General features: G+C 67.4%; 25 protein-coding genes and 1 tRNA gene. 18 read left to right on the forward strand and 8 right to left on the reverse strand.

Going from position 1 to position 23,463, the window contains the following annotated elements; all coding sequences use genetic code 11:
* Positions 1–104 precede the first annotated feature (104 nt).
* From ccoP to C507_RS21280, 5 genes are all read right to left on the reverse strand, one after another.
* Positions 105–974, reverse strand: coding sequence for a cytochrome-c oxidase, cbb3-type subunit III (gene ccoP, locus C507_RS0112955; protein ID WP_018700136.1), 870 nt, complete (start codon positions 972–974; stop codon positions 105–107).
* 6 nt (positions 975–980) lie between these two features.
* Positions 981–1,172: a CcoQ/FixQ family Cbb3-type cytochrome c oxidase assembly chaperone gene (locus tag C507_RS0112960; RefSeq protein ID WP_018700137.1), complete on the reverse strand. Its 192-nt coding sequence runs from the start codon at positions 1,170–1,172 to the stop codon at positions 981–983.
* A 4-nt stretch (positions 1,173–1,176) separates the two neighbouring features.
* Positions 1,177–1,911 (reverse strand): cytochrome-c oxidase, cbb3-type subunit II, encoded by a 735-nt coding sequence (gene ccoO, locus C507_RS0112965; protein ID WP_018700138.1) that lies wholly within the window; start codon positions 1,909–1,911, stop codon positions 1,177–1,179.
* Positions 1,912–1,924: 13 nt separating this feature from the next.
* A complete protein-coding gene (gene ccoN / locus C507_RS0112970; RefSeq protein ID WP_018700139.1) occupies positions 1,925–3,586 on the reverse strand; it encodes a cytochrome-c oxidase, cbb3-type subunit I in 1,662 nt (553 codons plus the stop codon).
* A 152-nt stretch (positions 3,587–3,738) separates the two neighbouring features.
* Positions 3,739–4,794, reverse strand: coding sequence for an AbrB family transcriptional regulator (locus C507_RS21280; protein ID WP_051089764.1), 1,056 nt, complete (start codon positions 4,792–4,794; stop codon positions 3,739–3,741).
* A gap of 177 nt (positions 4,795–4,971) precedes the next feature.
* Here C507_RS21280 and hemN point away from each other — a divergent pair, with 177 nt between their 5' ends.
* The 9 genes from hemN (at position 4,972) to ureG (ending at position 12,065) form a co-directional block, all read left to right on the forward strand.
* The gene (gene hemN / locus C507_RS0112980; protein WP_018700141.1) at positions 4,972–6,324 is read left to right on the forward strand and encodes an oxygen-independent coproporphyrinogen III oxidase; all 1,353 of its coding nucleotides are present in this window, start codon (positions 4,972–4,974) and stop codon (positions 6,322–6,324) included.
* A gap of 114 nt (positions 6,325–6,438) precedes the next feature.
* Positions 6,439–7,302 (forward strand): urease accessory protein UreD, encoded by an 864-nt coding sequence (locus C507_RS0112985; RefSeq protein ID WP_018700142.1) that lies wholly within the window; start codon positions 6,439–6,441, stop codon positions 7,300–7,302.
* 26 nt (positions 7,303–7,328) lie between these two features.
* On the forward strand, positions 7,329–7,631 hold the full coding sequence (locus C507_RS0112990) for an urease subunit gamma (protein WP_018700143.1): 303 nt from the start codon (positions 7,329–7,331) through the stop codon (positions 7,629–7,631).
* A 19-nt stretch (positions 7,632–7,650) separates the two neighbouring features.
* Positions 7,651–7,956: an urease subunit beta gene (locus C507_RS0112995; protein ID WP_018700144.1), complete on the forward strand. Its 306-nt coding sequence runs from the start codon at positions 7,651–7,653 to the stop codon at positions 7,954–7,956.
* A gap of 42 nt (positions 7,957–7,998) precedes the next feature.
* Positions 7,999–8,493 (forward strand): GFA family protein, encoded by a 495-nt coding sequence (locus C507_RS0113000; RefSeq protein ID WP_018700145.1) that lies wholly within the window; start codon positions 7,999–8,001, stop codon positions 8,491–8,493.
* A 63-nt stretch (positions 8,494–8,556) separates the two neighbouring features.
* The gene (gene ureC, locus C507_RS0113005; RefSeq protein WP_026319061.1) at positions 8,557–10,266 is read left to right on the forward strand and encodes an urease subunit alpha; all 1,710 of its coding nucleotides are present in this window, start codon (positions 8,557–8,559) and stop codon (positions 10,264–10,266) included.
* Positions 10,263–10,781, forward strand: coding sequence for an urease accessory protein UreE (locus C507_RS21285; RefSeq protein ID WP_018700147.1), 519 nt, complete (start codon positions 10,263–10,265; stop codon positions 10,779–10,781). The genes ureC and C507_RS21285 overlap by 4 nt, the downstream gene beginning before the upstream one ends.
* Complete coding sequence (locus tag C507_RS0113015; protein WP_018700148.1) at positions 10,771–11,442, forward strand: urease accessory protein UreF; 672 nt, start codon at positions 10,771–10,773, stop codon at positions 11,440–11,442. Before C507_RS21285 ends, C507_RS0113015 begins: the two co-directional genes overlap by 11 nt.
* A complete protein-coding gene (gene ureG, locus C507_RS0113020) occupies positions 11,439–12,065 on the forward strand; it encodes an urease accessory protein UreG (protein ID WP_083923512.1) in 627 nt (208 codons plus the stop codon). The genes C507_RS0113015 and ureG overlap by 4 nt, the downstream gene beginning before the upstream one ends.
* Positions 12,066–12,140: 75 nt before the next feature.
* Here ureG and C507_RS0113025 read toward each other — a convergent pair whose 3' ends face one another.
* Positions 12,141–13,052 carry an MBL fold metallo-hydrolase gene (locus tag C507_RS0113025; protein ID WP_018700150.1) on the reverse strand — a complete coding sequence of 304 codons (912 nt, stop codon included), beginning with the start codon at positions 13,050–13,052 and terminating at the stop codon, positions 12,141–12,143.
* Between the two features lie 246 nt (positions 13,053–13,298).
* Between C507_RS0113025 and C507_RS0113030 the strand changes: the two genes are divergently transcribed.
* A tRNA-Pro gene (locus tag C507_RS0113030) sits at positions 13,299–13,375 on the forward strand.
* Between the two features lie 114 nt (positions 13,376–13,489).
* On the opposite strand, the gene C507_RS0113035 is transcribed toward C507_RS0113030, so the two are convergent.
* Complete coding sequence (locus C507_RS0113035; RefSeq protein ID WP_018700151.1) at positions 13,490–14,167, reverse strand: isochorismatase family protein; 678 nt, start codon at positions 14,165–14,167, stop codon at positions 13,490–13,492.
* A 300-nt stretch (positions 14,168–14,467) separates the two neighbouring features.
* Between C507_RS0113035 and C507_RS0113040 the strand changes: the two genes are divergently transcribed.
* From C507_RS0113040 to C507_RS0113070, 7 genes are all read left to right on the forward strand, one after another.
* The gene (locus C507_RS0113040) at positions 14,468–15,046 is read left to right on the forward strand and encodes an RNA polymerase sigma factor (RefSeq protein ID WP_018700152.1); all 579 of its coding nucleotides are present in this window, start codon (positions 14,468–14,470) and stop codon (positions 15,044–15,046) included.
* A gap of 54 nt (positions 15,047–15,100) precedes the next feature.
* The gene (locus C507_RS21290) at positions 15,101–16,054 is read left to right on the forward strand and encodes a FecR family protein (protein WP_018700153.1); all 954 of its coding nucleotides are present in this window, start codon (positions 15,101–15,103) and stop codon (positions 16,052–16,054) included.
* Positions 16,055–16,182: 128 nt separating this feature from the next.
* A complete protein-coding gene (locus C507_RS0113050; protein WP_018700154.1) occupies positions 16,183–18,654 on the forward strand; it encodes a TonB-dependent receptor in 2,472 nt (823 codons plus the stop codon).
* A gap of 10 nt (positions 18,655–18,664) precedes the next feature.
* Positions 18,665–19,585, forward strand: a complete 921-nt coding sequence (locus tag C507_RS0113055; RefSeq protein ID WP_018700155.1) for an iron-siderophore ABC transporter substrate-binding protein — start codon at positions 18,665–18,667, stop codon at positions 19,583–19,585.
* Positions 19,582–20,628 carry a FecCD family ABC transporter permease gene (locus tag C507_RS0113060; RefSeq protein WP_018700156.1) on the forward strand — a complete coding sequence of 349 codons (1,047 nt, stop codon included), beginning with the start codon at positions 19,582–19,584 and terminating at the stop codon, positions 20,626–20,628. Before C507_RS0113055 ends, C507_RS0113060 begins: the two co-directional genes overlap by 4 nt.
* Positions 20,625–21,611 (forward strand): FecCD family ABC transporter permease, encoded by a 987-nt coding sequence (locus tag C507_RS0113065; protein ID WP_018700157.1) that lies wholly within the window; start codon positions 20,625–20,627, stop codon positions 21,609–21,611. The genes C507_RS0113060 and C507_RS0113065 overlap by 4 nt, the downstream gene beginning before the upstream one ends.
* The gene (locus C507_RS0113070) at positions 21,598–22,407 is read left to right on the forward strand and encodes an ABC transporter ATP-binding protein (RefSeq protein WP_018700158.1); all 810 of its coding nucleotides are present in this window, start codon (positions 21,598–21,600) and stop codon (positions 22,405–22,407) included. The genes C507_RS0113065 and C507_RS0113070 overlap by 14 nt, the downstream gene beginning before the upstream one ends.
* A 10-nt stretch (positions 22,408–22,417) precedes the next feature.
* On the opposite strand, the gene C507_RS0113075 is transcribed toward C507_RS0113070, so the two are convergent.
* Positions 22,418–22,792: a cupin domain-containing protein gene (locus C507_RS0113075; RefSeq protein ID WP_018700159.1), complete on the reverse strand. Its 375-nt coding sequence runs from the start codon at positions 22,790–22,792 to the stop codon at positions 22,418–22,420.
* 92 nt (positions 22,793–22,884) lie between these two features.
* Here C507_RS0113075 and C507_RS21295 point away from each other — a divergent pair, with 92 nt between their 5' ends.
* On the forward strand, positions 22,885–23,355 hold the full coding sequence (locus tag C507_RS21295) for a GNAT family N-acetyltransferase (RefSeq protein ID WP_018700160.1): 471 nt from the start codon (positions 22,885–22,887) through the stop codon (positions 23,353–23,355).
* Positions 23,356–23,463 lie beyond the last annotated feature (108 nt).

Below are 23,463 nucleotides of genomic sequence, written 5' to 3' on the forward strand. Positions count from 1 at the left end.
CTTTTCGTGTCTGGGCGCGGAAGCCGACGGTCCCACCACCGCCGACTTTCCGCGCCGCCCCTCCGCCATCCGAGGTTGTGCCCCGGTTTGGCTGAGGCGCTCCCCTATTGGCCGCCGCCCAGACCGTGCACGTAGACGGCGAGCGACTTTACGGTGGTCGGATCCAGGCGGGTGACCCAGGGCGGCATGACGCCGGCCCGTCCATGCTGGATGGTCGTCTGGATGGTCTCCGTGTCGCCGCCATAGAGCCAGATCTGGTCGGTCAGGTTCGGCGCGCCGAGCTCCTGGTTGCCGGTCCCGGCCTCGCCGTGACAGACGGCGCAATTGTCCGCGAAGATCTGCTTGCCGGCTTCCGCGTCGGCGTTGGAGGCGGGTGCCTGGCCCGACAAGGTGCGCACGTAGGCGGTCACGTCGCGGATCTGGGCCCGGTCGAGGATGCCCATGTCGCCGAATGCGGTCATTTCGCCCATCCGGGTGTCGGGATCGTCGGAGCGGATGCCGTGGGCGATGGTGTGATAGATCTGGTCGAGCGAGCCGCCCCAGATCCAGGCGTCGTCCTGCAGGTTCGGGTAGCCGGGCGACCCGGTGGCCGCCGAGCCATGGCACGGGGCGCAGTTGTCGCCGAAGGCCGCCTGTCCCTGTGCGGTGGCGAATTCCAGCATGCCCGCATCGGCGTTGATCGCCGCCAGGTCGGCGCTGGCGATCTCCTGACCAAGCTCGGAGCGTTGGGCCACGACCTCCTCGTAGGCGATCTCGCCCTCGCGGCGCTGGCTGTCGCCCAGAAGCCCCGGCGTGTAGCCGTTGACCAGCGGCCAGGCCGGCATCAGGATCCAGTAGACCACGGCGTAGACGACGGTGGCGTAGAAGATCCACAGCCACCAGCGCGGCAGCGGATTGTTGAGCTCCTTGAGCCCATCCCACTCGTGACCGGTCGTTTCAACTCCCGATACGGCATCGATTTCCTTCTCGGCCATGTCGGCTTACTCCGGTTTCTTGCCGTTGCGCCGGTCGTCGGGCTTCGGCTTGTCGTCTTCGAGCGGGATGCGGGCAGCCTCGTCGAAGCGCTTCTTGTTCTTCGGCCAGACGGCGTAGGCCACGATCACGGCGAACACCGCGACGAAGATGAGAAGGCCCCAGGTCTGGGCGAAGGAGGCAACGTCTTCGTAGCTCATGGCGTCACCGCTGGTTGGCCTGGTTGTCGTAGACGTCGAAGTCCACGAGCGTGCCGAGCATCTGCAGGTAGGCGATCACGGCGTCGAGTTCGGTGACGCGCTTGGGATCGCCGTCGAAGTCACGCACGACCGCTTCGGGCCAGCGCTCCAGGAAGGCGTCGACGTCGTCGGAGTTGGGATCAGCCTGGGCGCGGAAATCGGCCGCGGCGTTGTCCATCTGCTCTTCCGTGTAGGGCACGCCGGCGGTGGCCAGCGTCTCCAGGCGCGGCTTCATGGAGCGGGCGTCGATGCGGGCGTCCGCGAGGAAGGGATAGCCCGGCATGATGGAGGCCGGGACCACCGAGCGCGGGTCGATCAGGTGCGCGCGATGCCACTCGTCGGAATACTTGCCGCCGACGCGCGCCAGGTCCGGACCGGTCCGCTTGGAACCCCACTGGAACGGATGGTCGTACATGGACTCCGCCGCCAGGCTGTAGTGGCCGTACCGCTCGATCTCGTCGCGCATCGGGCGGATCTGCTGGGAATGGCAGAGATAGCAGCCCTCGCGGATGTAGACGTCACGGCCGGCGAGCTCGAGCGGCGTGTAGGGACGCATCCCGTCCACCTTCTCGATGGTGCTCTTCAGCCAGAACTGCGGCGCGATCTCGACGATGCCGCCGATGGCCACGGCGATGAGGATGCCGACCATCAGCCACGGCGTGTTTTTCTCGAAGAACTGGTGCTTGTTCCAGATGCTCATGGATCGGTCTTCCTCAAGCGGCCGCGGGGGCGGGTGCGGCGGCTTCGACGTCCACCGCCTCGCCGGCGCGGATCGTCATCCAGACATTGAACGCCATGATCAGCCCGCCGATGAGGAACAGAACGCCTCCGAGCGCGCGGATCACGTAGAAGGGATGCATCGCCTCGACGGTCTCGATGAAGGAGTATTCAAGGAAGCCGAAGTCGTTGTAGGCGCGCCACATCAGGCCCTGCAGGATGCCCGACACCCACATCGAGGTGATGTAGAGGACGATGCCGATGGTGGCCGTCCAGAAGTGCCAGTTCACCAGCCGCAGCGAGTAGAGCTCCTTCTTGTTCCACAGCCACGGAACGAGGCAGTAGATGGCGCCGAAGGAGATGAAGCCGACCCAGCCGAGCGCGCCGGAATGGACGTGGCCGATGGTCCAGTCGGTGTAGTGCGACAGCGAGTTGACCGCCCGCACCGACATCAGCGGCCCCTCGAAGGTCGACATGCCGTAGAAGGCGATCGACACGACCAGCATGCGGATGACCGGATCGGTGCGCAGCTTGTCCCAGGCACCGGACAGCGTCATCAGGCCGTTGATCATGCCGCCCCAGGACGGCATCCACAGCATCACCGAGAAGGTCATGCCGAGCGTCGAGGCCCACTGCGGCAGCGAGGTGTAGTGGAGGTGGTGCGGGCCGGCCCAGATGTAGAGGAAGATCAGGGCCCAGAAGTGCACGATCGACAGCCGGTAGGAGTAGATCGGCCGCTCGGCCCGCTTCGGCACGAAGTAGTACATGATGGCCAGAAAGCCGGCGGTCAGGAAGAAGCCCACCGCGTTGTGGCCGTACCACCACTGGATCATCGCGTCCTGAACGCCGGACCAGGCGATGTAGGACTTCGACGAGAAGACCGACACCGGGATCGTCAGGTTGTTGATGATGTGCAGCATCGCGATGGTGATGATGAAGGCGAGATAGAACCAGTTCGCCACGTAGATGTGGCTCTCGCGACGGCGCATGACCGTGCCGGCGAAGACGACCAGGTAGAGGACCCAGACGATTGTCAGCCAGAGATCGGCGTACCACTCCGGCTCGGCATACTCCTTCGACTGGGTGACGCCCATCAGGTAGCCGGTGGCCGCGATCACGATGAAGGCGTTGTAACCGAGCACGACGACCCAGGGCGTGATCTCGCCGAGCATGCGCACCCGCGACGTGCGCTGGACGACGTAGAGCGACGTTCCGATGAGGACGTTGCCGCCGAAGGCGAAGATTACCGCGCTGGTGTGCAGCGGCCGCAGCCGGCCGAAGGACAGGAACGACAGGTCGAAGTTGAGGACCGGGAAGGCCAGCTGGAAGGCGATGTAGACGCCGGCGGCGAAGCCGGCCACGCCCCAGAAAACCGCGGCGATCGTGGCAAAACGCACCGGCCCCATGTTGTAGTTCGGCAGGCCGCCGATCTCCTGCGGGACCGGTTCGTACGGCCGCTCGAGATAATGCTTCACGATAAGGAACAGGCCGATAAACGCCATCGCGGCGCCCATCACTCCGTGGACGCTCATCGGGGTGTCGTGCGCCTTGCCGGCGACGAGCAGGCAGAACAGCGCAAGGACCGCCAGGAAGCCGGCGTAGAGGCCTTCCTCCAGGGTCATGATCTTGGGTGGGCGGGCAGTCGCGGCGTGCGCCATGTCCTAGCTCCGGTCGGCGAATCGTGACGACAGCCGACGGGAGCCGGCCGAACGGACCGGACCCTAGATCCCGGGCGCGGAGCCGCCTTGACGTATATCAAGCGGCCGCCGGCCCTGGAGTCATCGATTGAGCAGAAAGGCTCTGACGGAGGTCAGTCGCCGGCGAACCTGCGCCGGATCCAGCCTGATAAGATCGGCAGGGCCGCGATGATGATCAGGAAGCGGACGAAATGGAGACCGGCCACGTAGGCCGCGTCGAAGCCGAGCAGAAAGGCCAGCGTGGTCATCGATTCCAGCGCGCCAGGCGAGATCGCCAGGATCACCTGTCCGGCAGGCAGCCCGGTGATCTCGATCAGCAGGACGGCGGCGACGATCGACACGGCGAGTGCCGCGGCAAGCGCCCCGAGCGAGGCTGCAGCGATCCGGAAGAAGAGCCCCCGATCGATCCCGGCAAAGCGGGTCCCGATCAACGCCCCCAACACCAGGAAGCCGGGAACGAGAAGCCAGGCCGGCAGCCAGGTTGTAACGACGCCGGAGGCATGCAGGACACCGCTGACCAGCAGCGAACCGAGCAGCATCCCCGCCGGCTGGCCGAGCCGGACAATCAGGTAGCCCACGACAGCTCCGAGCCCGAAGAGGAGCGCGAGATCGATGATGCCGGCTTCCGCGTGGGCCACGCTCGCCCCGGCATTCTCGGTCATTCCCGGGAAGAGGCCGATGAGCGGCGGCAGCGCCGCCACGAGGAAGATCAAGCGGATCGACTGCGACAGCGCCACCCGGCGCAGATCCGCGGTGCTCGTCATCGCAACCGCCAGCACATAGGAGAGCGCACCGGGGACGGCACCATAGACGGCTGTGGTCCTGTCCCAACCGGCGACCCGATGCAGCATAAAGTAGGCTGCGGCGGTGACGAAGACGCTGGCAACGATCACGAACACCACAGAGACCGGCCAGGCCGACAGTCGGTCCAGCGTATCCGGCGAGACACTAGAGCCCATGCCGGTGCCGATCACCAGGAAGGCGATGTCGCGCATCGGCTTCGGCATCGTCACCTGCGCGCCGACAAAGGCCGCGATCGCAACAGCCACCGCTGAACCGGACAACCACCCTGCCGGAACTCCGGCGAGCGTAAAGGCGCCGCCGCCGAGCGCGGCGAGCAGAAGTGTCAGTCCCACGCGCAGGAGAAGGGATCGGTCGAGGAATTTCACGAACCGCGTTTAGGCGAGGCAGCGCGTGCTGGCAAGGCGGATGGCAGAGCTGCAGGGCCATCGCGCGGCGCATCCCGAGCCACCAGAGACAAATCGCGCGCTCGAACCCGATGGCCCCCGAGACGGTTTTGACGTCGATCAAGGCACCAGACCGCGCTCCGGGAGACAGTTTCGGCCATGGACACCCTCGCGACCAAATATGCCGGACGGGCCGTTCCGCGGTACACGTCCTATCCCACGGCCCCGCATTTCACCGATGCCGTGGACGGCAAGGTTGCGGCGCGCTGGCTCGCCACGCTGCCGGAGGAAACGGTCGCGTCGGTCTACCTGCACGTGCCCTTCTGCTCGGAGATGTGCGCCTATTGCGGCTGCACCACGAAGGCGACACGCAAGATCGAGCCTGTCCTAGCCTACACCGAGACGCTGGCCCGCGAGATCGCGCTGGTGCGCACCACCATCGGCCGTCGCCAGAAGGTCAGCCACGTGCACTGGGGCGGCGGCACGCCGAGCATGATCCCCGGCGGCACATTCCTGGCGCTGACGGCGCGCCTGCGCGAGGCGTTCCAGTTGACGCCGGACGCGGAGATTGCCATCGAGCTCGACCCACGCACCGTCGACCGGACGCTTGCCAGCACGCTGGCAAAGGCTGGCATGACCCGTGTCTCCCTCGGCATCCAGGACACCGACCCGAGGGTTCAGGCGGCTATCGGCAGGGTTCAGCCCGACAGCGTGGTGACCGCCGCCTTCGAGCACCTGCGCGCCGCCGGGCTCGCCCGGATCAACGCCGACCTGATGTACGGCCTGCCCCACCAGACGCCGGAAACCGTGCGCCGGACGGTGGAGGCGATGGCCCTTCTCTCTCCTTCCCGGGTGTCGGTCTTCGGCTACGCGCACGTGCCGTGGGTGAAGTCGCACCAGCGGCTGATCGATGAGAGCGCCCTGCCGCGCGCCGAAGAGCGTCTTCTTCTGGAAGCGACCATGCGCGCAGCGCTGGTGGAGGCCGGCTACGTGCCGATCGGCCTCGATCATTTTGCGCGCCCAGACGACCCGATGACCCTCGCCGCCCAGACCGGTGTCCTGAGGCGCAATTTCCAGGGCTACACCACCGATACCGCCGACGCGCTGATCGGTCTCGGCGCTTCTTCCATCGGCAAGCTGCCCCAGGGCTATGTGGCCAACGCCCCCGACGTGGGCGGCTGGAAGCGCGCCGTGGACGGCGGGCGTCTGCCTGTGGTCCGCGGCTTCGCCCTGACCCACGACGACCGGCTGCGCGGCGCGGTGATCGAACGGCTGATGACCGACTACGCCATCGACTTCGCCGATCCGGACCTTGCACGGCTCGGCGATCCGCTGACGCTCCTTGCCCGGTCAAGGGACTGTCTGCGCGAGCCGCTGCGCGACGGGATCGCCACGCTCGAACAGACCAGGCTGCGGGTTACCCGCGCGGGCCGGCCCTATGTTCGCGTGCTGGCCGCCTGTTTCGACGCCTACCTGCCGACAGGCCGGGCGCGCCACTCCGCGGCGGTCTGACCGAACCCCGCTTTTTCCCGGCGTGCACTTTGCGCCTGTACGAAAATGCGACCATTCTCCCAACCTGATCGTGTCGCGCCCGGCGACGGGCCCGGCATGCGAGGGGGAGCACGAATGGACGCCATCACGCCGCCGATGGACGCGGATCAGGCCGCGCCCGACGACCGGCCGTCCCTGGAACGGGCCCAGGGCGCGATCCGGCTCGCCGTCGGTCCCGGCCGGCTTCGCGGAACGACGGCACTCAAGACTGCCTTCCAGCAGGGCTCCTTCAAGGTCCGCTTTCCCAGTCGCTTCGGCAACGCGGGCGTCGAGGCCGTGCTTCTCAACACCGCCGGCGGCCTGACCGATGGCGACCGCTTCACCGTCGAGGCGGAGGCCGGGCCGGCCAGTGCCCTCACCCTCACCACCCAGGCGGCTGAACGGGTCTATCGCTCGCGCGGCGACGTGGCCTACCTCGACGTGGAGCTGCGCGCCGGGCCCGACGCGACCCTCCTCTGGCTTCCGCAGGAAACCATCTTCTACGACCGCGGGCGCGTCCGGCGCAGCCTGACCGCGGAAATGGCCGGATCGGCGCGGATCTTGCTTTGCGAGATCCTCGTGCTCGGGAGAACCGCGCACGGCGAGACGGTGCGGGAGGGAACGGTTTCCGACAGATGGCGCATCCGGCGCGACGGACGGCTGGTCTATGCGGATGACCTGCGCCTCAACGGCGACATCCAGGCGATGGCCGGCGGCTCCGCAACCCTTGCCGGCGCGCGGGCCTTCGCCTCACTGGTCAGCGTGGCGCCCGACGCCGAGACACAGCTCGACGCGGTGCGTGCCGTTCTCGACCGCCACGACATCCATTCCGGCGCCAGCGCCTGGGACGGGCTTCTTGCGGTGCGGGCCGTTGCCAGTGACGCCGCGCGGCTGAGGGCTGCCGTCGTTGAACTCCTGTCACCGCTCGCGGGCACCGTGCCGCGCGTCTGGTCGATCTGAACCGAAAGACGAACGAGGAGGGATCGTTGAAGCTCACACCGCGGGAAAAGGACAAGCTGCTGGTCGCCATGGCGGCCGTGGTGGCACGCAAGCGGCTGGAGCGCGGCGTAAAGCTGAACCACCCGGAGGCGATTGCGCTGATCACCGACTTCGTCGTCGAGGGCGCGCGGGACGGCCGCACGGTTGCCGAGCTGATGGAGGCCGGCGCCCACGTCGTCACCGCGGACCAGGTGATGGAGGGCGTCGCCTCGATGATCGAGGACGTGCAGGTGGAGGCGACCTTCCCCGACGGCACGAAGCTCGTTACCGTCCACCATCCGATCCGATAGAGCGGGGGGCTCGATCAACATGATCCCGGGCGAAGTCATCTGTCCCGACGGGGACATCGAGTTGAACGCCGACAGCCCGACGACGGTGCTGACCGTCGCCAACACTGGCGACCGGCCGGTCCAGGTCGGCTCGCACTACCATTTCTTCGAGGTGAACGAGGCGCTGGATTTCGACCGCGAGGCGGCGCGCGGCATGCGGCTGGACGTGGCGGCGGGATCCGCGGTGCGCTTCGAGCCTGGCCAGAGCCGCAACGTGACGCTGGTGCCGCTGGCCGGCACACGCACCGTCTACGGCTTCCAGGCCAAGGTGATGGGCCCGCTCTGATCGCAGACAGTCGAGGCCCGATCGGACGCCAGGAGATGAGCCATGCCGATGACGCTTGAAGGATCCTGCCACTGCGGCGCGGTGCGCTTCTCGGTGAAGAGCCACACGCCGCAGCCCTACCAGCGCTGCTACTGCTCGATCTGCCGCAAGACCGACGGGGGCGGCGGCTACGCCATCAACATCATGGGCGTCGCCGACACGCTGAACATCGAGGGCGAGGATGCCATCGGCAGCTTTCACGCAACGGTGCACGGCGACAACGGCTCGGTGCGGGCCTCCTCCGGCAAGCGGCACTTCTGCACGAGATGCGGTACGGCGCTCTGGCTCTGGGACGAAAGCTGGCCCGAGCTGGTCCACCCGCTCGCCTCGGCCATCGACACGGAGCTCCCGGTGCCGCCGGAGAGCGTGCATCTGATGCTCGCCTCCAAGGCGTCGTGGGTGGAGCCGCAGATCGGGCCGAACGACCAGTGCTTCGACGGGTATCCCGACGAGTCCATCGAGGACTGGCACAAATCCCGCGGTCTCTGGATCGACTGAGCCGAGCCACCCCTCCCCGCCCTCTCGTCGCAACGCGACTGCCCCTTCCCAACGGAGCCGACCATGCCCGCCAGGATCTCCCGACAGAGTTATGCCGCCATGTTCGGCCCGACCACGGGTGACAAGGTGCGGCTTGCCGACACCGAGCTGTTCGTCGAGGTGGAGAAGGACCACACGACCTACGGCGAGGAGGTGAAGTTCGGCGGCGGCAAGGTGATCCGCGACGGCATGGGCCAGTCACAGGCGACCCGAGCGGAAGGCGCCGTCGACACCGTCATCACCAACGCGCTGATCATTGACCACTGGGGGATCGTGAAGGCCGACGTCGGCCTCAAGGACAGCCGCATCGTCGGCATCGGCAAGGCCGGCAATCCCGACATTCAGCCCGGGGTGGAGATCCTCGTCGGGCCGGGTACCGAGGTGATCGCCGGCGAAGGCAAGATCCTGACGGCCGGCGGCTTCGACGCCCACATCCACTATATCTGCCCGCAACAGATCGACGAGGCGCTGTCCTCTGGCGTCACCACCATGCTCGGGGGCGGCACCGGCCCGGCGCACGGCACGCTCGCCACCACCTGCACGCCGGGCCCCTGGCACATCGGCCGGATGATCCAGGCAGTCGACGGGCTGCCGATGAACATCGGGCTCGCCGGTAAGGGCAACTCGTCGCGCCCGGCGGCGCTGGAGGAGATGATCGCGGCCGGCGCCTGCGCCATGAAGCTGCACGAGGACTGGGGATCGACACCCGCCGCCATCGATTGCTGCCTGACGGTGGCCGACGCCATGGACGTGCAGGTGATGATCCACACCGACACCCTCAACGAGGGCGGCTTCGTGGAGAGCACCCTCGATGCCATCGGAGGCCGCACGATCCACGCCTTCCACACCGAAGGCGCCGGCGGCGGCCACGCGCCGGACATCATGAAGGTGTGCGGCGTCGCCAACGTGATCCCGTCCTCCACCAACCCGACGCTGCCCTACACGGTGAACACCATCGACGAGCATCTCGACATGCTGATGGTATGCCATCACCTGGACTCCTCCATTCCCGAGGACCTGGCGTTCGCCGAAAGCCGCATCCGTAAGGAGACCATCGCCGCGGAGGATATCCTTCACGACATGGGCGCCTTCTCCATCGTTTCCTCCGACAGCCAGGCCATGGGACGGGTCGGCGAGGTGGTGATCAGGACCTGGCAGGTGGCGCACAAGATGAAGGTGCAGCGCGGGCGGCTCGCCGAGGAGACCGGCGACAACGACAATGTCCGGGTGAAGCGCTACGTCGCCAAGTACACGATCAACCCCGCCATCGCGCACGGCATGAGCGCGCATGTCGGCTCCGTCGAGGTCGGCAAGCGGGCCGATCTGGTGCTCTGGGACCCGGCCTTCTTCGGCGTGAAGCCGGAGATGGTGCTTCTTGGCGGCACCATCGCCGCGGCGCTGATGGGCGACCCGAACGGCTCCATCCCGACCCCGCAGCCGGTGCACTACCGGCCGATGTTCGGCCAGTATGGAGGCTCGCTTCCGGCGAGTTCCGTCACCTTCGTGTCCGGCGCGGCGGCCGCAAGCGGCCTCGCGGAGCGGCTCGGCGTCGCCAAGGAACTGGTAGCGGTGGAGAACACCCGCACGGTCACCAAGGCGTCGATGATCAACAACTCCGCCACGCCGGACATCTCCATCGACCCGGAGACCTACGAGGTGGTTGCCGACGGCGAGATCCTGACGGCGGAACCCCTGTCGGAGTTGCCGATGGCGCAGCGGTATTTCCTGTTTTGAGAGCCGCGACCGTCCTTCCCGCCGGCAGCTACACCGAGGCCGCCGATAGCGTGACCCTCGACCACGACGGGCGGCATCGGCGGCGGATCGCGCTCACCGGCACCGGCGGGCTCGCCTTCCTGCTCGACCTGCCGGAAGCCGTGGCGCTGCGCCATGGTGACGGGCTCCTTCTCGAGGATGGCCGCATCGTGCGGGTCGAGGCTGTGCCCGAACCGCTCCTGGAGGTGACGGCGAACGACCCGCACCATCTCCTGCGGCTCGCCTGGCATCTCGGCAACCGCCACCTGCCGGCTATGATCGATGCGGAACGCATCCTGATCCGCCGCGACCATGTGATTGCCGACATGGTGCGCGGGCTCGGTGGCCGCGTGACGGAGATCGACGCGCCGTTCGACCCGGAAGGCGGCGCCTATGGCGGCCACGGGCATGCGCACGCCCATGCCCACGCGGAAGCACACGGCCATGCCCATGCCCACGCATCGAGCCACAGCCACGCGCACGACCATGACCACTGAGGCCGGCGCGCTCTACCGGCTGATGGCCTGGCTGTCGCCCTCCTATCCCGTGGGGGCCTTCACCCTGTCGCACGGCCTGGAGTGGTCGGTGGAGGACGGAACGGTGACGGATCTCGCCAGCCTCGCCGGCTGGGTGGAGGACGTTCTCGCCCAAGGCGGCGGACGGCAGGACGCCATCCTGTTCGTCGCAGCCTGGCGGGCGCGGCGCCAGCACGACATCCCTGTCCTAGCCGAAATCGTCGAGCTGGCGGCCGCGCTCAACCCGTCGAAGGAACGGCGCACGGAAACCCTCTCCCAGGGCGATGCCTTCCGCACCATCACCGAGACGGCGTGGCCCGCCGAAGAGTCCTGGCCGGACGGGCGGCTCGCCTACCCCGTGGCCGTGGCGATCGCGGCGGCCGATCACGGGATCGCGCTTGCGCCGGCGCTAGTCGCCTACCTCCACGCCTTTTCCGCCAACATCGTCTCCGCCGGCGTGCGGCTGATACCGCTCGGCCAGAGCGACGGCCAGCGCGCCATCGCCCGGCTGGAGCCGGCGATCGCCGCGCTCGCGGCCGAGGCGGAGACCTCCACCCTCGACGATCTCGGCGGCTGCGCCCTTTTCGCCGACATCGCGTCGATGCGTCACGAGACCCAGTATACGAGGCTGTTCAGGACATGATGAGCTCCCCCAACGGACCGCTGCGCGTCGGCATCGGAGGCCCCGTCGGATCCGGCAAGACGGCGCTGATGGAAGCGCTCTGCAAGACGATGCGGGACGGCTACGACATCGCCGCCATCACCAACGACATCTACACCAAGGAAGACGCGCTGATCCTGACGCGCGCCGGCGCGTTGCCGGTGGAGCGGATCATGGGCGTGGAGACCGGCGGTTGCCCGCACACGGCGATCCGCGAGGACGCCTCGATCAACCTGGCGGCCATCGCGGAGATGCGCGGCCGCTTTCCCGATCTCGACGTGGTGCTGATCGAATCGGGCGGCGACAACCTCGCGGCCACCTTCTCGCCGGAGCTCGCAGACCTGACGATCTACGTGATCGACGTGTCCGCCGGCGAGAAGATCCCGCGCAAGGGCGGGCCGGGCATCACCCGCTCCGACCTCCTGGTCATCAACAAGATCGACCTGGCCGACCAGGTGGGCGCCTCGCTCGCGGTCATGGACGCCGACACCAAGCGCATGCGCGGAGACCGGCCCTACGTCTTCACCAACATGAAGACCGGCGAGGGCCTGGACACCATCCTGGGCTTCCTGGTGGACAAGGGCGGGCTCGCGCCGGCGGCCTGAGGGTCGACGGACATTTCTCTATCGCGTTTCCGGACAGCGATCCGGTTCCCGCTTCGCTTGGAAGCGCATGGGCGCTCAGGCGGCCAGCCGGTAGGTCGCCTCGAAGGCGAGCACCGGATCGGTCGCCACCGACCCGCGCGCCACGAGATCCTCCAGGTGGGCCAGCAGCGACAGCCCGGCCGCCTTGTGCAGCGCCGGATCGAGCGCGACGTAGATCTGGCGCACCATTTCCGGAATCGTCCGGGGGCCGTCGGCCAGAGCGCGCAGGATCGCCTCCTCGCGCCTGAGCCGGTGGCCCTTCAGCGCCGTCACGTAGGCCTCCGGCTCTTCCACCGCGCCGCCGTGCCCCGGCAGGTAGCGAACGTCGCCGCGGCCCAACAGCACATCGAGAGAGTCCATGTAATCGGCCATCGCCCCATCGGGCGGCGCGACGATGGACGTTGCCCAGACCATCACGTGGTCTCCGGAAAAGAGCAGCTTCTCGTCCGGCAGTGCGAAGGCAACGTGGTTGGCGGTGTGGCCGGGGGTGGCAACCACCTCGACCCGGCGGCCGCCGGCCACGATCTCGCCGCCGTGGCCGAGCACGATGTCGGGGACGAAGGCGGTGTCGGCGGCAGCATCCAGCGGGTTGGTCTCGCCGGCGCGCAACGGCCGGGCAGCGCGGTGCGGCCCCTCGCCCACCGTTGGCGCACCGGTGGCCTGCTGCAGCGCCGGCACCGCGAGCGAATGGTCTCCGTGGGTGTGCGTCACCAGGATATGGCTCACCGGCCGCCCGGCAATCGCCGCGACGACCGCGTCCACGTGGGCGGGCAGCGCCGGGCCGGGATCGATCACCGCCACCGTGTCGTCGCCCACCAGGTAGGTGTTGGTGCCGTGAAAGGTCATCGGGCTGGGATTCGCTGCGGTGATGCGAACGACGCCGGGGGCAACCTCGACGGCCTCGCCATGGCGCGGGTCGAAGCTTCGGTCGTGGGTAAGGGATGCCAAGGCGAACTCCTGGACTGGTCCGGTGCTGCTCGCGAGCGCGGACAGCAAGCGCTCAGAAAGCAGATATGCGGCGCGACTTCAAAGGGAGCGGGCGCCGGCCTGACATGGCCGTGCGGAATCCGGTCGCGAGGTCCCGATCTCCGGGCCGGGCGGTCGGTGACGAAAGCCATGCGGGAAAAGCGGTGCAGGAACGCGATCTGACGTCTTGCGGCGTCCGAACACCCTCGTTATAAGACCGCCCACTGTCGGAGTGTAGCGCAGCCTGGTAGCGCACCTCGTTCGGGACGAGGGGGTCGCAGGTTCAAATCCTGCCACTCCGACCATTCATTCCAAGCCCAGTCCCGATGGGCATTTCCTGTCAGACCAGATGCGTTTCACCGGCCCCGATCCGGCCCCTGTCGTCGTGCGCCGGCCGCGTCATACGCCCCGGATCGCTCTCACGTCCTAAGCCGTTCGAGCACCTCGCCCGAAGGCATCACGTCGCCGAATTGCTGGATGATGGTTTCAAGCGCCGCGCGGTGCTCGTCGTCGGAGAGCGCGGCACAGCAGTCCTCCACCATGACGGTTCGGAAATCGAGCATCATGGCGTCGCGGGCGGTGGATTCGCAGCACACATTGGTCTTGGTGCCGGCGATCAGGATGGTGTCGACGCCGAGATTGCGCAGGATGCGCTCCAGGCTGGAAGCGCCGGGCACAAGCGCGCTGTAGCGGTTCTTGATCACCGTCAAATCGTCCGGCCCCACCACGAGGTCACGCCAGACTTCCTGCCGCCCGGGCCGCATGCTTTCCAGAGTCCGCTCGCGCACGTGGTCGGCAACGATATGGTTGTAGAAGAGCTCCCAATCGCTGGCGCCACCCACCTGGACGTTGGCGTGCAGCACCCAGATGACCGGCACCCCCATCGGCCTGAGCGCTTCGGTGAGCGCGTTGATCGGCGCGACGATCCCGCGCGAGGCCTCCACCTCCGCCGGACCACCCGGCTCGCAGAAGGTGCCCTGCATGTCGATGACCACCAGCGCCGTCGTCGCCGGATCGAGTCTGTCGAAGATGTGGTAGCGGCCGCGGCGCTTCATCACCCGGTCGACGATCTCCTGGCGAACGGTCACGCTGTGCATTGCATACTCTCCTGCCGATCAGCCTCATCCGAACCTCTGTGAAATAGAGGAACTTCGCTCCCGACCCAACCGTCGACGCGCAACCGCCCTGCCCGGAAAACAGGCAAAGCGCCCCTCAACGCGCAAGCGACGCAGGATTACTTAAAGCCGAAACCATTAATGCTTCGAAACTGCGGTACAATAGAGTTTTTATAAAGTAATATTTGCAATATGCTTGCGCATTGCACGGATTCACGGCTAGGAATGGGAATCATCGACCCTGTCGGTGGTGATCAATGCTCCTCCTGCCCCGGATGACTCGTGCGCCTGACCGACGACACCAATCCAAGCCAGCCCTGCCAGGCCGCGTCGCTCGAGATGGACGACGCGCGTGCGCTGCTGGATGAGGCGATCGCCGCGCACTACCACGAGATCCGCACGGCGATCCGCCGCCACGGCGCGGGACGGGGCCAGGCGACGGAAATCGTCCACGACCTCTATGTGCAGCTGTCGCGCCGGCCGGAGCGGATTCTCGGCAAAGCATCGCTGCGCGCCTTCCTGATCCGTGCTGCCATCAATCTCGGCATCGACCGGGCCCGGCGATCCGCTTTCGAGGCCAGGCTCTTCCAGTCGCTCGACATGGACGTCCACCCGGTGCCGGCAGTCGTGCCCCAGGCGGAGGCGCGTATCGACATGCCGCGGCGCCTCAGGGCCTTGCGCGCCGCCATCCTCGCTCTCCCGCCGCAGCGTCGGGACGTCTTTATCGCAAGCCGTCTTGCCGGCATGGACAAGGACGAGATCGCCGAGCGCCTCGGCATCACCCGCGGCATGGTGAACCGGCACCTGCGCAAGGCGATGGTCCATTGCATGGATAAAATGGACGAATTCGAAGCGGGATAGGCCGCGATGCGCCCTCCCGTTCGTCTATCTATCGAAGGTAGACAGAGAAGCATCATGGCGCCCGCATCCAAGCCGACCGCAAAGCTCTCCATCCGCGAGCAGGCCATCGACTGGCTCCTCCATTTCGAGGACGGCCCGGCATCGCGCGCCGACCGGAAGGCGTTCGAGGCCTGGCTGGCCGCCGACCCTTCCCATGCGAAGGCCTATGCGCACGCCAAGCGGCTGTTCGGTGAAAGCAGCGACGCGCTGAAGGCCGACCCCGCAGACACCCGCGAAGCGATCCGTCGACGCACCGGGACCGGCGCAACCGTGCCTGCGCTCCTGCTGGCGGGATTCCTACTTCTTGGCGGGCTCTTCCTGTGGACCGATGGCCCGATGCGGCTGAGGGCTGACGCGCTGTCCGGCCATCACGAGACGCCCGTCGTGCGGCTTGAGGACGGATCCACCATCCAGCTCAATGCCGACAGCGCGATCGCCTTCGACATCGGCGACAGAACCCGCACCGTGCGACTGCTGCGGGGCGAGGCGTGGTTCGACGTGGCGTCCGACCCGGAGCGGCCCTTCGTCGTCGAGGCTGGCGGTGAGCGGATCACCGTGGTCGGAACTGTGTTCGACGTGAACCGCATGCCCGGGGAGACCGAAGTCACCGTCGCGGAAGGCCGGGTTCGGGTGCGCGCGGAAAACGGCAGCGCGGTTCTGCTCACCCCCCAGATGCGGGCGCGGGTAAGCGACGGGGCAATGGAATCGGTCGACAGGGTCGCATCGGGCACGGAGGCCACTTGGCGCTCCGGACGGCTGGTGTTCGAGGATCGGTCGTTCCGGTGGGTGGTGGCGAATCTTTCCCGGCGCCTGCCGGGCCGGATCGTGATTGCCAGCGAGAGCATTGCCGACCGCCGCCTCACCGGCTCCCTCGACCTCTCAGATCCGGACAACGCGCTGGTCGACCTGACCGCCGCGCTAGGGCTCAGAACGGCGAGTGCAGGCGCCTTCCTGACCGTCGTCTATTAATCTGGACAGAAAAACTCATATTTATTTGCCGGAGGCAGGCCCCGGCAGCGGATCTCGTTCGTCCCCCAACCAAGAGCAGCGCGCAAGCCGCTGCCGATCAGGCGCGTCAAACTCAGTGGGGACAGTGTATGAGCGATCGATCGACCGGATCCGGACGGACCAGAAGGCTGCCCGCCCGGGCTCTCGGAGCAACCCTGGCCGCGGCCACCCTTGCCGCGACGGCAACGGCCCTCCCGCTTACCGCGCAGGCCCAGGCAGAACGCTCGACGCTCGCCATTTCCCCCGGCCCGCTGTCCACGGCGCTCAACCAGCTGGCCGCCCAGACCGGGCTCCAGATCGTCGCCGACAGCCAGCTCGTCGACGGCGTGACCACGTCCGGCCTGACCGGCGCCTATACGTCTGAAGAGGCGCTGAACGCCCTGACCTCGGGCACGTCGCTGCGCTACACCTTCACCGGCCCGCGCACCGTCCGGCTGGCCAGCGCCCTGCCCGGCGATGCGGCAACGACCGCCAGTGCGGACTCCGGCGAGTTCATCGCGCTGGAGCCAATCACCATCGCCGGCGAGAAGTTGCCGCGCGACGTGTTCCGCACCTATGCCAGCGTCGGCGTTGCCACGGCCCAGGAGCTGAGCGACTTCAACGACACCACGTTTGACCAGGCCGTCAGCCGGATGGCGAACGTCACGGCCACCCAGACCGCGAGCGGCAACAACAGCTTCTCGATCCGAGGCCTCAACGCGGAAGGCGTGACCCAGCCAAGCCGGTCGGCGCCGGTTATTTCGGTGATGGTGGATGGCGCCATGCAGGGCGTCGAGGCCACCCGGCGGGGCAGCCGGGGCGTCTGGGACGTTGAACAGATCGAAGTCCTGCGCGGACCGCAGTCGACGCTGCAGGGCCGCAATTCGCTCGGCGGCACCGTGATCGTGGAGACAAAGGATCCGACCTGGACTCCTGAAGCGATCGTCGACGGCCAGATTGGCAACCTCGACTATCTGAACGGCGCCTTCGCGGTCTCCACTCCGATCGTCCAGGACCAGGTGGCGATCCGCATCGCCGGCCAAGCGTTCCGCAAGAGCGCCGACATCGATTACACGCAGGCCGATCTCGCCTCGCTCGGAGACGACGAGTTCGAGGAAATCCGCGGCAAGATCCTGATCGAGCCGGATGCGATCCCCGAGCTGAGCGCCCTGTTCACCGTCAGCCGCACCCACGACAAGCCGTCGTGGAACGCAGTCAGCGGACCGGACTATTTCGACCGCGTCTACTCCGATCCGACCAACACCGCCGCGGAGTTCCGCGACACCTATGTGAACCGCTACATCGCCGAGCTCGGCTACGACTTCACGCCGAGCCTCTCGCTGAAGTCGATTACCGCCTTCAACGACGCGAACGTGTCGATCAACTCGCCCACGGGCTCGTCCTTCGACCGCTCCGACACCCGCGACGAGCACGACCTGTCCCAGGACATCCAGCTGGCCTACGACAATCCCGGCGTTCCCGTGTCGGGCGTCGTCGGCTTCTTCGCCGGCAAGTTCCAAACAGACCTGAATTCGTCCATCGACACCAACGCGTTTGCCTCTTACGGCATCCCGTCGGCCAGCATCCAGAAACTCGATGCGACCAACGAGACGAGCTCGTTCGCGGCCTACGCCGACCTGCGCTACGAGGTCCTGGACCGGGTGACGCTGCTGGGCGGTGGCCGCATCCTGCAGGATACGGTGTCGTCGGATTACACGGGCACCGCCCTCGATCTCGACCAGACCCAGCTGAACATCCTGCAGTGCTTCTTCCTGGGCTGCGTGCCCGAGCCGGCCTACGGGCCGCTCGACGAGGACACCTCGGTCACCAACACCGTCTTCCTGCCGAAAATCGGCATTGCCTTCGACCTCACCGAGGACCAGATCCTCGGCTTCACCGCCAGCCGCGGCTACCGGGCCGGCTTCGCCGAGGCCGTCCCTGGCTCGACCACCATCAACGAGGTCGATCCGGAGTTTCTCTGGTCCTACGAGGTTGCCTATCGGTCGCGCTGGGCGGAGGACAAGGTCGCCTTCAACGCCAACGCCTTCTACTACGACTACGAGAACCAGCAGATCCTGACCTACAATCCGAATTTCCCGGGTCAGACCATCACCGAGAACTCTGCCCGCTCACACGCCTACGGCGCCGAGTTCGAGGTCCGGTACAGGCCCTTTGCCTCGCTGGAACTCTTCTCCACCCTCGGCCTTCTGAAGACCGAGTTCGACGAGGGCATCACCACCGCCGGCAATCTGGAAGGCAAGGAATTCCCGGAATCGCCGGCCGTCACCGCCGCGATCGGCGGCGTCTGGCGCCATCATTCCGGCTTCTTCGCCGCCGCCGACGTGACCTACACGGACGGCTATTACAGCGCCGCCGATCTGGACAATTCGCCGGATCAGTTTGTCGACGCGCACACGCTGGTCAACGCCCAGATCGGCTACGAGACGCGCTACGCCATGGTCTCGCTGTTCGCGCGCAACCTCCTCGACGAGGACTACCTGACCAGCATCTCCGAAACCGGGAACGAGGCGACGATCGGCGAGGGCCGCTTCTTCGGTCTCCGGGTCAGCGCGCGCTACTGACGGAGCGTTCATGCTGGCAAGACTGGCGCTCAGCGCACTCCTGTCCATCGCTGCCTGTGGGGCATGGGCATGCGACGGACGGCTCGTCGACGACGGAAACGTCGTCGGCGGGCCGATCTGCGTTCCGGAGGAACCCAAACGGATCGTTGTCCTTGATCCGACCTACAGTCTCGGAATGTCGCTTGAGCTGGATCTTCCGGTCGTCGGCGCCCCGCTGTTCGGAATGAGCGACAAGGTACTCCAGGCCGAAGCGGAAGCCCGTTCGGTCACAGACCTCGGCGGGTTCACCGAACCCAGCCTGGAGACCATCATCGCGCTCGAGCCGGACCTGATCCTGGGCTCCGGCTTTGTCGGGACGGGTGTGCAGGAAATGCTGTCAGGCATCGCTCCGACGGTCCTGAACACGTCGCAGAACTGGAAAGACTTCTATCGGCTTCTTGCCGAGATCACCGGCCGGAGCGAAAGGGCCGAGGAGCTGCTGGCAGGCTACGAGACGCGGGTGGCCGAGGTCAGGGCGTCGGTGCCGGAGGTCGCGGTTTCGGTGATCCGCATCACCGGCTGGGATTTCCAGGTCTACCTCGACGCGCCCAACTCCTATGGCCCGTTTCTGGTGTTACGCGAGGCCGGCGTGCACCGCACGCCCTACGAGACATCGGACGGCACCGGTCCGCGCCTCAAGCGGCCCGATCTGGAGGACCTGTCCGCGCTTTCCGGCGACATCCTGCTCTATATCGTCGGCGGGGCGAACGATTCCGATACCAGCGGACGCCACGACGAGGTGCTCGCCAATCCGCTGTGGCAGATGCTTCCGGCGGTGAAATCCGGCAACGTGCACCGCGTCGACGCCGCCACCTGGATGGAGTTCAGCGGGGTGACATCGGCCCATCGGGTGCTGGACGACATCGAACGCTACATCGTCCGCGGACCATGAAGCTGGACCGGCCACTGCCGGCCGGGTCGAGGCCGCACCAAACCCTGCCCATCGACCCGCGCGCCGCAGCTCTTGCCGTCCTGACGGCCGGCCTCGCCCTGACCGCGATGTGGGCGGTCACCATCGGTCCGACGCGGATCCCGGCGTCCGACATCATCGCGGCGGTCACCCGCTTCGATGCCTCCCATGATCACCTGGTGATCGCGACCGTGCGCGTGCCGCGCGTGCTTGCAGGCATTATCGCAGGCGCAGCGCTGGCCGTTGCCGGGGCCATCATGCAGGCCGTGACCAACAACCCGCTGGCCTCGCCCGGACTGCTCGGCGTGAACGCCGGAGCCTCCTTCGGCGTGGTGATGGCGCTGACCCTGTGGCCGCCCCTTCCAACCAGCACCTATGTCTGGGCTGCTTTCGCCGGCGCGGCCGTGGCAGCGACCATCGTCTATTCGCTCGGCTCCATGGGAGTGACCGGCGCGACCCCGGTCAAGCTGGCGCTTGCCGGCGCCATCGTCTCTGCCTTCGTCGCCTCGCTGACCTCTGCCGTCCTGATCTTCGACAAGACGACGCTCGACGCGATCCGGTTCTGGTCTGTCGGCTCGCTCGCCGGCCGCTCGATGACCACGATTGCCAGCGTCTCGCCCTACATCCTCGCCGGATTGGCGGCTGCGATGCTCACGCGACGCCAGATCACCACCCTGAGCCTCGGTGCCGACGTGGCCCGTACCGTCGGCCAGAACCTGGTGCTGTGGCGGGCCGTCGCCGCCGTGACGGTGGTGCTTCTGGCCGGCAGCGCGGTTGCGGTGGCCGGACCGATCGGCTTCGTCGGCCTCGTCGTTCCCCACGCGGTCCGTCTTCTCACCGGGCTCGACTATCGCTGGATTCTGCCCTTCTGCGCGGTCGGCGGGGCATTGCTGGTCACGGGCTCGGATGCGCTGGCACGCAGCCTCCTGCCCGAGCGAGAGCTGCCGGTCGGCATCACCATGGCGCTCATCGGAGCCCCGTTCTTCGTCTACCTGGCCCGCTACCGGATCGGTCGGTCGCGATGACCCGCGCGCACGTTCTCCTCGCCCTCGCGGCCTTCGTCCTTTTCGGTCTTTCACTGATCCAGGGCGACCAGCCGCTGTCTCTGGCCGACGTGGCAGGCGCACTCGCCGGCAGCGACGACGCCAGCCCGACAGCGACGCTGATCGTCCACACCGTCCGCCTGCCGAGGGCCCTGCTGGCGCTGCTGGTCGGTGCTGGTCTGGGAATCGCGGGCGCCATCACCCAGACGGTGATGCGCAATCCGCTGGCCGAGCCGGGCCTCCTCGGCATCAACAGCGGCGCGGCGCTCGCGGCCATGATCCTCATCGTCGGATACGAGACGACCGAACCACACCTGATCCCATGGGCCGCGTTCGCCGGAGCGCTTGCCATGGCGCTGACGATCTACGGGCTCTCCTGGCGCAATGGCGCCTCGTCGATCCGCATCATCCTGATCGGGATCGGCCTGTCGGCGCTGGCGGGCGCGGCCATCGGCTTCGTCTCCGCCTTCGGCGAGATCAGCGCGGTGCAGCGCGCCCAGGTCTGGTTGGCCGGCAGCATCTACGACGCGCGCTGGGAAAAGGTGCAGGTTCTGGCAGCATGGTTCGTGGCCCCGATGGCGTTGGCACTGCTGGCAAGCCGCGATCTCGACCTGGCCGGCTTCGGCACGTACTCCGCCCGCGGGCTCGGGCAGCGCGTGCATCTGGTGGTGGCGCTGGCGATCCTGCTGTGCAGCCTCATCTCGGCGGCAGCGGTGGCGGCGGCCGGGCTGATCGGCTTCGTCGGTCTGATCGCTCCCCACATGGCGCGGCGGCTCGTCGGCCACAGGCACCACCGGCTCCTGCCGGCCGCGGCCCTCGCTGGCGGTGTCCTGGTTCTCGCCGCGGATTTGATCGGGCGGTCGGTGATCGCCCCGGCACAGCTTCCCGCCGGGCTCGTGACCACGCTCATCGGTGCCCCCTTCTTCGCCTTCCTGCTGTGGAGACGCCGTCATGTCGCGGCCTGACACCCGCACGGACCCTGCGCTCGAAGCCAGGGCCGTCTCGACAGGCTATCCGGGCGCCCCCGTGATCGAAGGTCTCGACCTCGCGATCGCACGCGGCACGTTCACCGCGCTCATCGGCCCGAACGGCTGCGGCAAGTCCACGCTCCTGCGCGCCATCGCCCGTCTGCTGCCCCTCGCCGACGGCGCCGTCCTCCTGGACGGCCGGGCGATCGCCTCCCAGTCGACGAAAGAGGTGGCCCGCCAGGTCGGCATCCTGCCGCAAGCCCCGGAGGCGCCGGAAGGACTGGCGGTAATCGACCTCGTTCGCCAGGGCCGCTATCCGCACCGCGCCCTGTTCGGGCGCTGGTCGCCGGCCGACGGGGCCGCGTGCGAGGAGGCGCTTGCCCTGACCGGCCTTGAAACCTTGCGCGACCGCAGCCTCGACAGCCTGTCCGGCGGCCAGAAGCAGCGCGCCTGGATCGCCATGACGCTCGCCCAGAAATCAGCCACGCTGCTCCTCGACGAACCGACCACCTACCTGGATCTCGCCCACCAGCTCGACGTTCTGGACCTGCTGAAAAGCCTCGTCCGCGAACGCGGTGCCACCGTTGTGGCGGTGCTCCACGACCTGAACCAAGCCGCCCGCTATGCCGATCGGATCGTGATGATGAAGGCCGGCGAGATCGTCGCGGAAGGGCCACCCGGCACCACGGTGACGCCGGAGGCGATCGGCGCGGTCTTTGGGGTCGATGCCAAGGTGGTGGCCAACCCGGTGGACGGCACACCGCTGATGATCGCGGTGGGACGTTTGCCCTGACCCTCCGGGCTCATTCGAAGTGGTAGACCACGTCATCGAACCGCGCCTCTGGAAAGAAATAGAGAATGCGCATCGGGCCTGAACCCGTGTTCCGGGTCTCGTGCCAGCAACCGCCCGGCACGTAGGCCGTCGAGCCCACCGCCAGCCGGTGCACCTTGCCGTCGATCTCGACTTCGCCCTCCCCCTCGATGACGTGATAGACTTCTGCCGGCTCGTGATGATGGAAGGGCAAGGCGCCCCCGGGATCGATGTCGGCGATGCCGACCACCGGGCTCAGGTCCCTCGGAAACACGGTGGTCCAGGACACGCGCTCGTCGCGTCCGTTGACCGGGTCTTCCCAGGGCTTCCACGTCGTCTGACCGAAATTGACGCTCAATCCGTCCATCTGGGTCCCCTTCCTCCTCGCAGGTGGCGTTCCTGTCAGGCAAAGCGCATAAGCGTGGCCACGGTTCCGGATCCGTGACGGAGAGCGAAGGCATGATCGTGAGAGACGCAACGCCGGCCGACACGCCCGCGCTGGTGGCACTGTTTACAAGGTCGGTGCGCACACTCGGCCGCGCCCGCTACAGCGACGCACAACTTGCCGCGTGGGCACCGGACGATGCCGACATCGACGGCTGGAGTGCGCGTTACGCGGCGTTGATCATGCGGATCGCCGAAATCGAGGGGGAAATTGCCGGCTTCGTCGGCTACGAGCCGAACGGTCACATCGATCTCCTGTTCGCCTCTCCGGTCTATGCCGGCCGTGGCGTCGCCCGGACGCTCGTCGAGCATGCCGTAACCGATCTTGCCGGCCGAGGGGCAACGACGCTGACGGTCGAGGCAAGCCTGGTGGCCGCGCCGGTCTTCGCCCGGTGCGGCTTCACCTTCGTCGAAGAGCAGGAAGTGGAGCGCAACGGCGAGCGGCTGCGCCGCTTCGCCATGACTAAGACCGGGATCGACGGCTGAGAGAGCGGTCCGCCTTGCCGCTCAGAAGCGGAAGGAGGCTTCGGCGGAGAAGGTGTGGCCGGTGAGGTTGTCGCGGATCTCCGCCTGGTAGGAGGCGCCGAAGGCGAA

The organism is Amorphus coralli DSM 19760, assembly GCF_000374525.1.
Classification (GTDB): domain Bacteria; phylum Pseudomonadota; class Alphaproteobacteria; order Rhizobiales; family Amorphaceae; genus Amorphus; species Amorphus coralli.

Bases quoted from the DNA above. Each gene is read 5' to 3' on its own strand.
- hemN (WP_018700141.1), top strand. From the start codon at position 4,972: ATGGACACCCTCGCGACCAAATATGCCGGACGGGCCGTTCCGCGGTAC.
- C507_RS0113065 (WP_018700157.1), top strand. From the start codon at position 20,625: ATGACCCGCGCGCACGTTCTCCTCGCCCTCGCGGCCTTCGTCCTTTTC.
- C507_RS0113060 (WP_018700156.1), top strand. From the start codon at position 19,582: ATGAAGCTGGACCGGCCACTGCCGGCCGGGTCGAGGCCGCACCAAACC.
- C507_RS0113035 (WP_018700151.1), bottom strand. From the start codon at position 14,167: ATGCACAGCGTGACCGTTCGCCAGGAGATCGTCGACCGGGTGATGAAG.
- C507_RS0113075 (WP_018700159.1), bottom strand. From the start codon at position 22,792: ATGGACGGATTGAGCGTCAATTTCGGTCAGACGACGTGGAAGCCCTGG.
- C507_RS0112960 (WP_018700137.1), bottom strand. From the start codon at position 1,172: ATGAGCTACGAAGACGTTGCCTCCTTCGCCCAGACCTGGGGCCTTCTC.
- ccoP (WP_018700136.1), bottom strand. From the start codon at position 974: ATGGCCGAGAAGGAAATCGATGCCGTATCGGGAGTTGAAACGACCGGT.
- ureC (WP_026319061.1), top strand. From the start codon at position 8,557: ATGCCCGCCAGGATCTCCCGACAGAGTTATGCCGCCATGTTCGGCCCG.
- C507_RS21295 (WP_018700160.1), top strand. From the start codon at position 22,885: ATGATCGTGAGAGACGCAACGCCGGCCGACACGCCCGCGCTGGTGGCA.
- C507_RS0113050 (WP_018700154.1), top strand. From the start codon at position 16,183: ATGAGCGATCGATCGACCGGATCCGGACGGACCAGAAGGCTGCCCGCC.
- C507_RS0113015 (WP_018700148.1), top strand. From the start codon at position 10,771: ATGACCACTGAGGCCGGCGCGCTCTACCGGCTGATGGCCTGGCTGTCG.
- C507_RS0113055 (WP_018700155.1), top strand. From the start codon at position 18,665: ATGCTGGCAAGACTGGCGCTCAGCGCACTCCTGTCCATCGCTGCCTGT.
- C507_RS21290 (WP_018700153.1), top strand. From the start codon at position 15,101: ATGGCGCCCGCATCCAAGCCGACCGCAAAGCTCTCCATCCGCGAGCAG.
- ureG (WP_083923512.1), top strand. From the start codon at position 11,439: ATGATGAGCTCCCCCAACGGACCGCTGCGCGTCGGCATCGGAGGCCCC.
- ccoN (WP_018700139.1), bottom strand. From the start codon at position 3,586: ATGGCGCACGCCGCGACTGCCCGCCCACCCAAGATCATGACCCTGGAG.
- C507_RS0112995 (WP_018700144.1), top strand. From the start codon at position 7,651: ATGATCCCGGGCGAAGTCATCTGTCCCGACGGGGACATCGAGTTGAAC.
- C507_RS0112985 (WP_018700142.1), top strand. From the start codon at position 6,439: ATGGACGCCATCACGCCGCCGATGGACGCGGATCAGGCCGCGCCCGAC.
- C507_RS0113070 (WP_018700158.1), top strand. From the start codon at position 21,598: ATGTCGCGGCCTGACACCCGCACGGACCCTGCGCTCGAAGCCAGGGCC.
- C507_RS0113000 (WP_018700145.1), top strand. From the start codon at position 7,999: ATGCCGATGACGCTTGAAGGATCCTGCCACTGCGGCGCGGTGCGCTTC.
- ccoO (WP_018700138.1), bottom strand. From the start codon at position 1,911: ATGAGCATCTGGAACAAGCACCAGTTCTTCGAGAAAAACACGCCGTGG.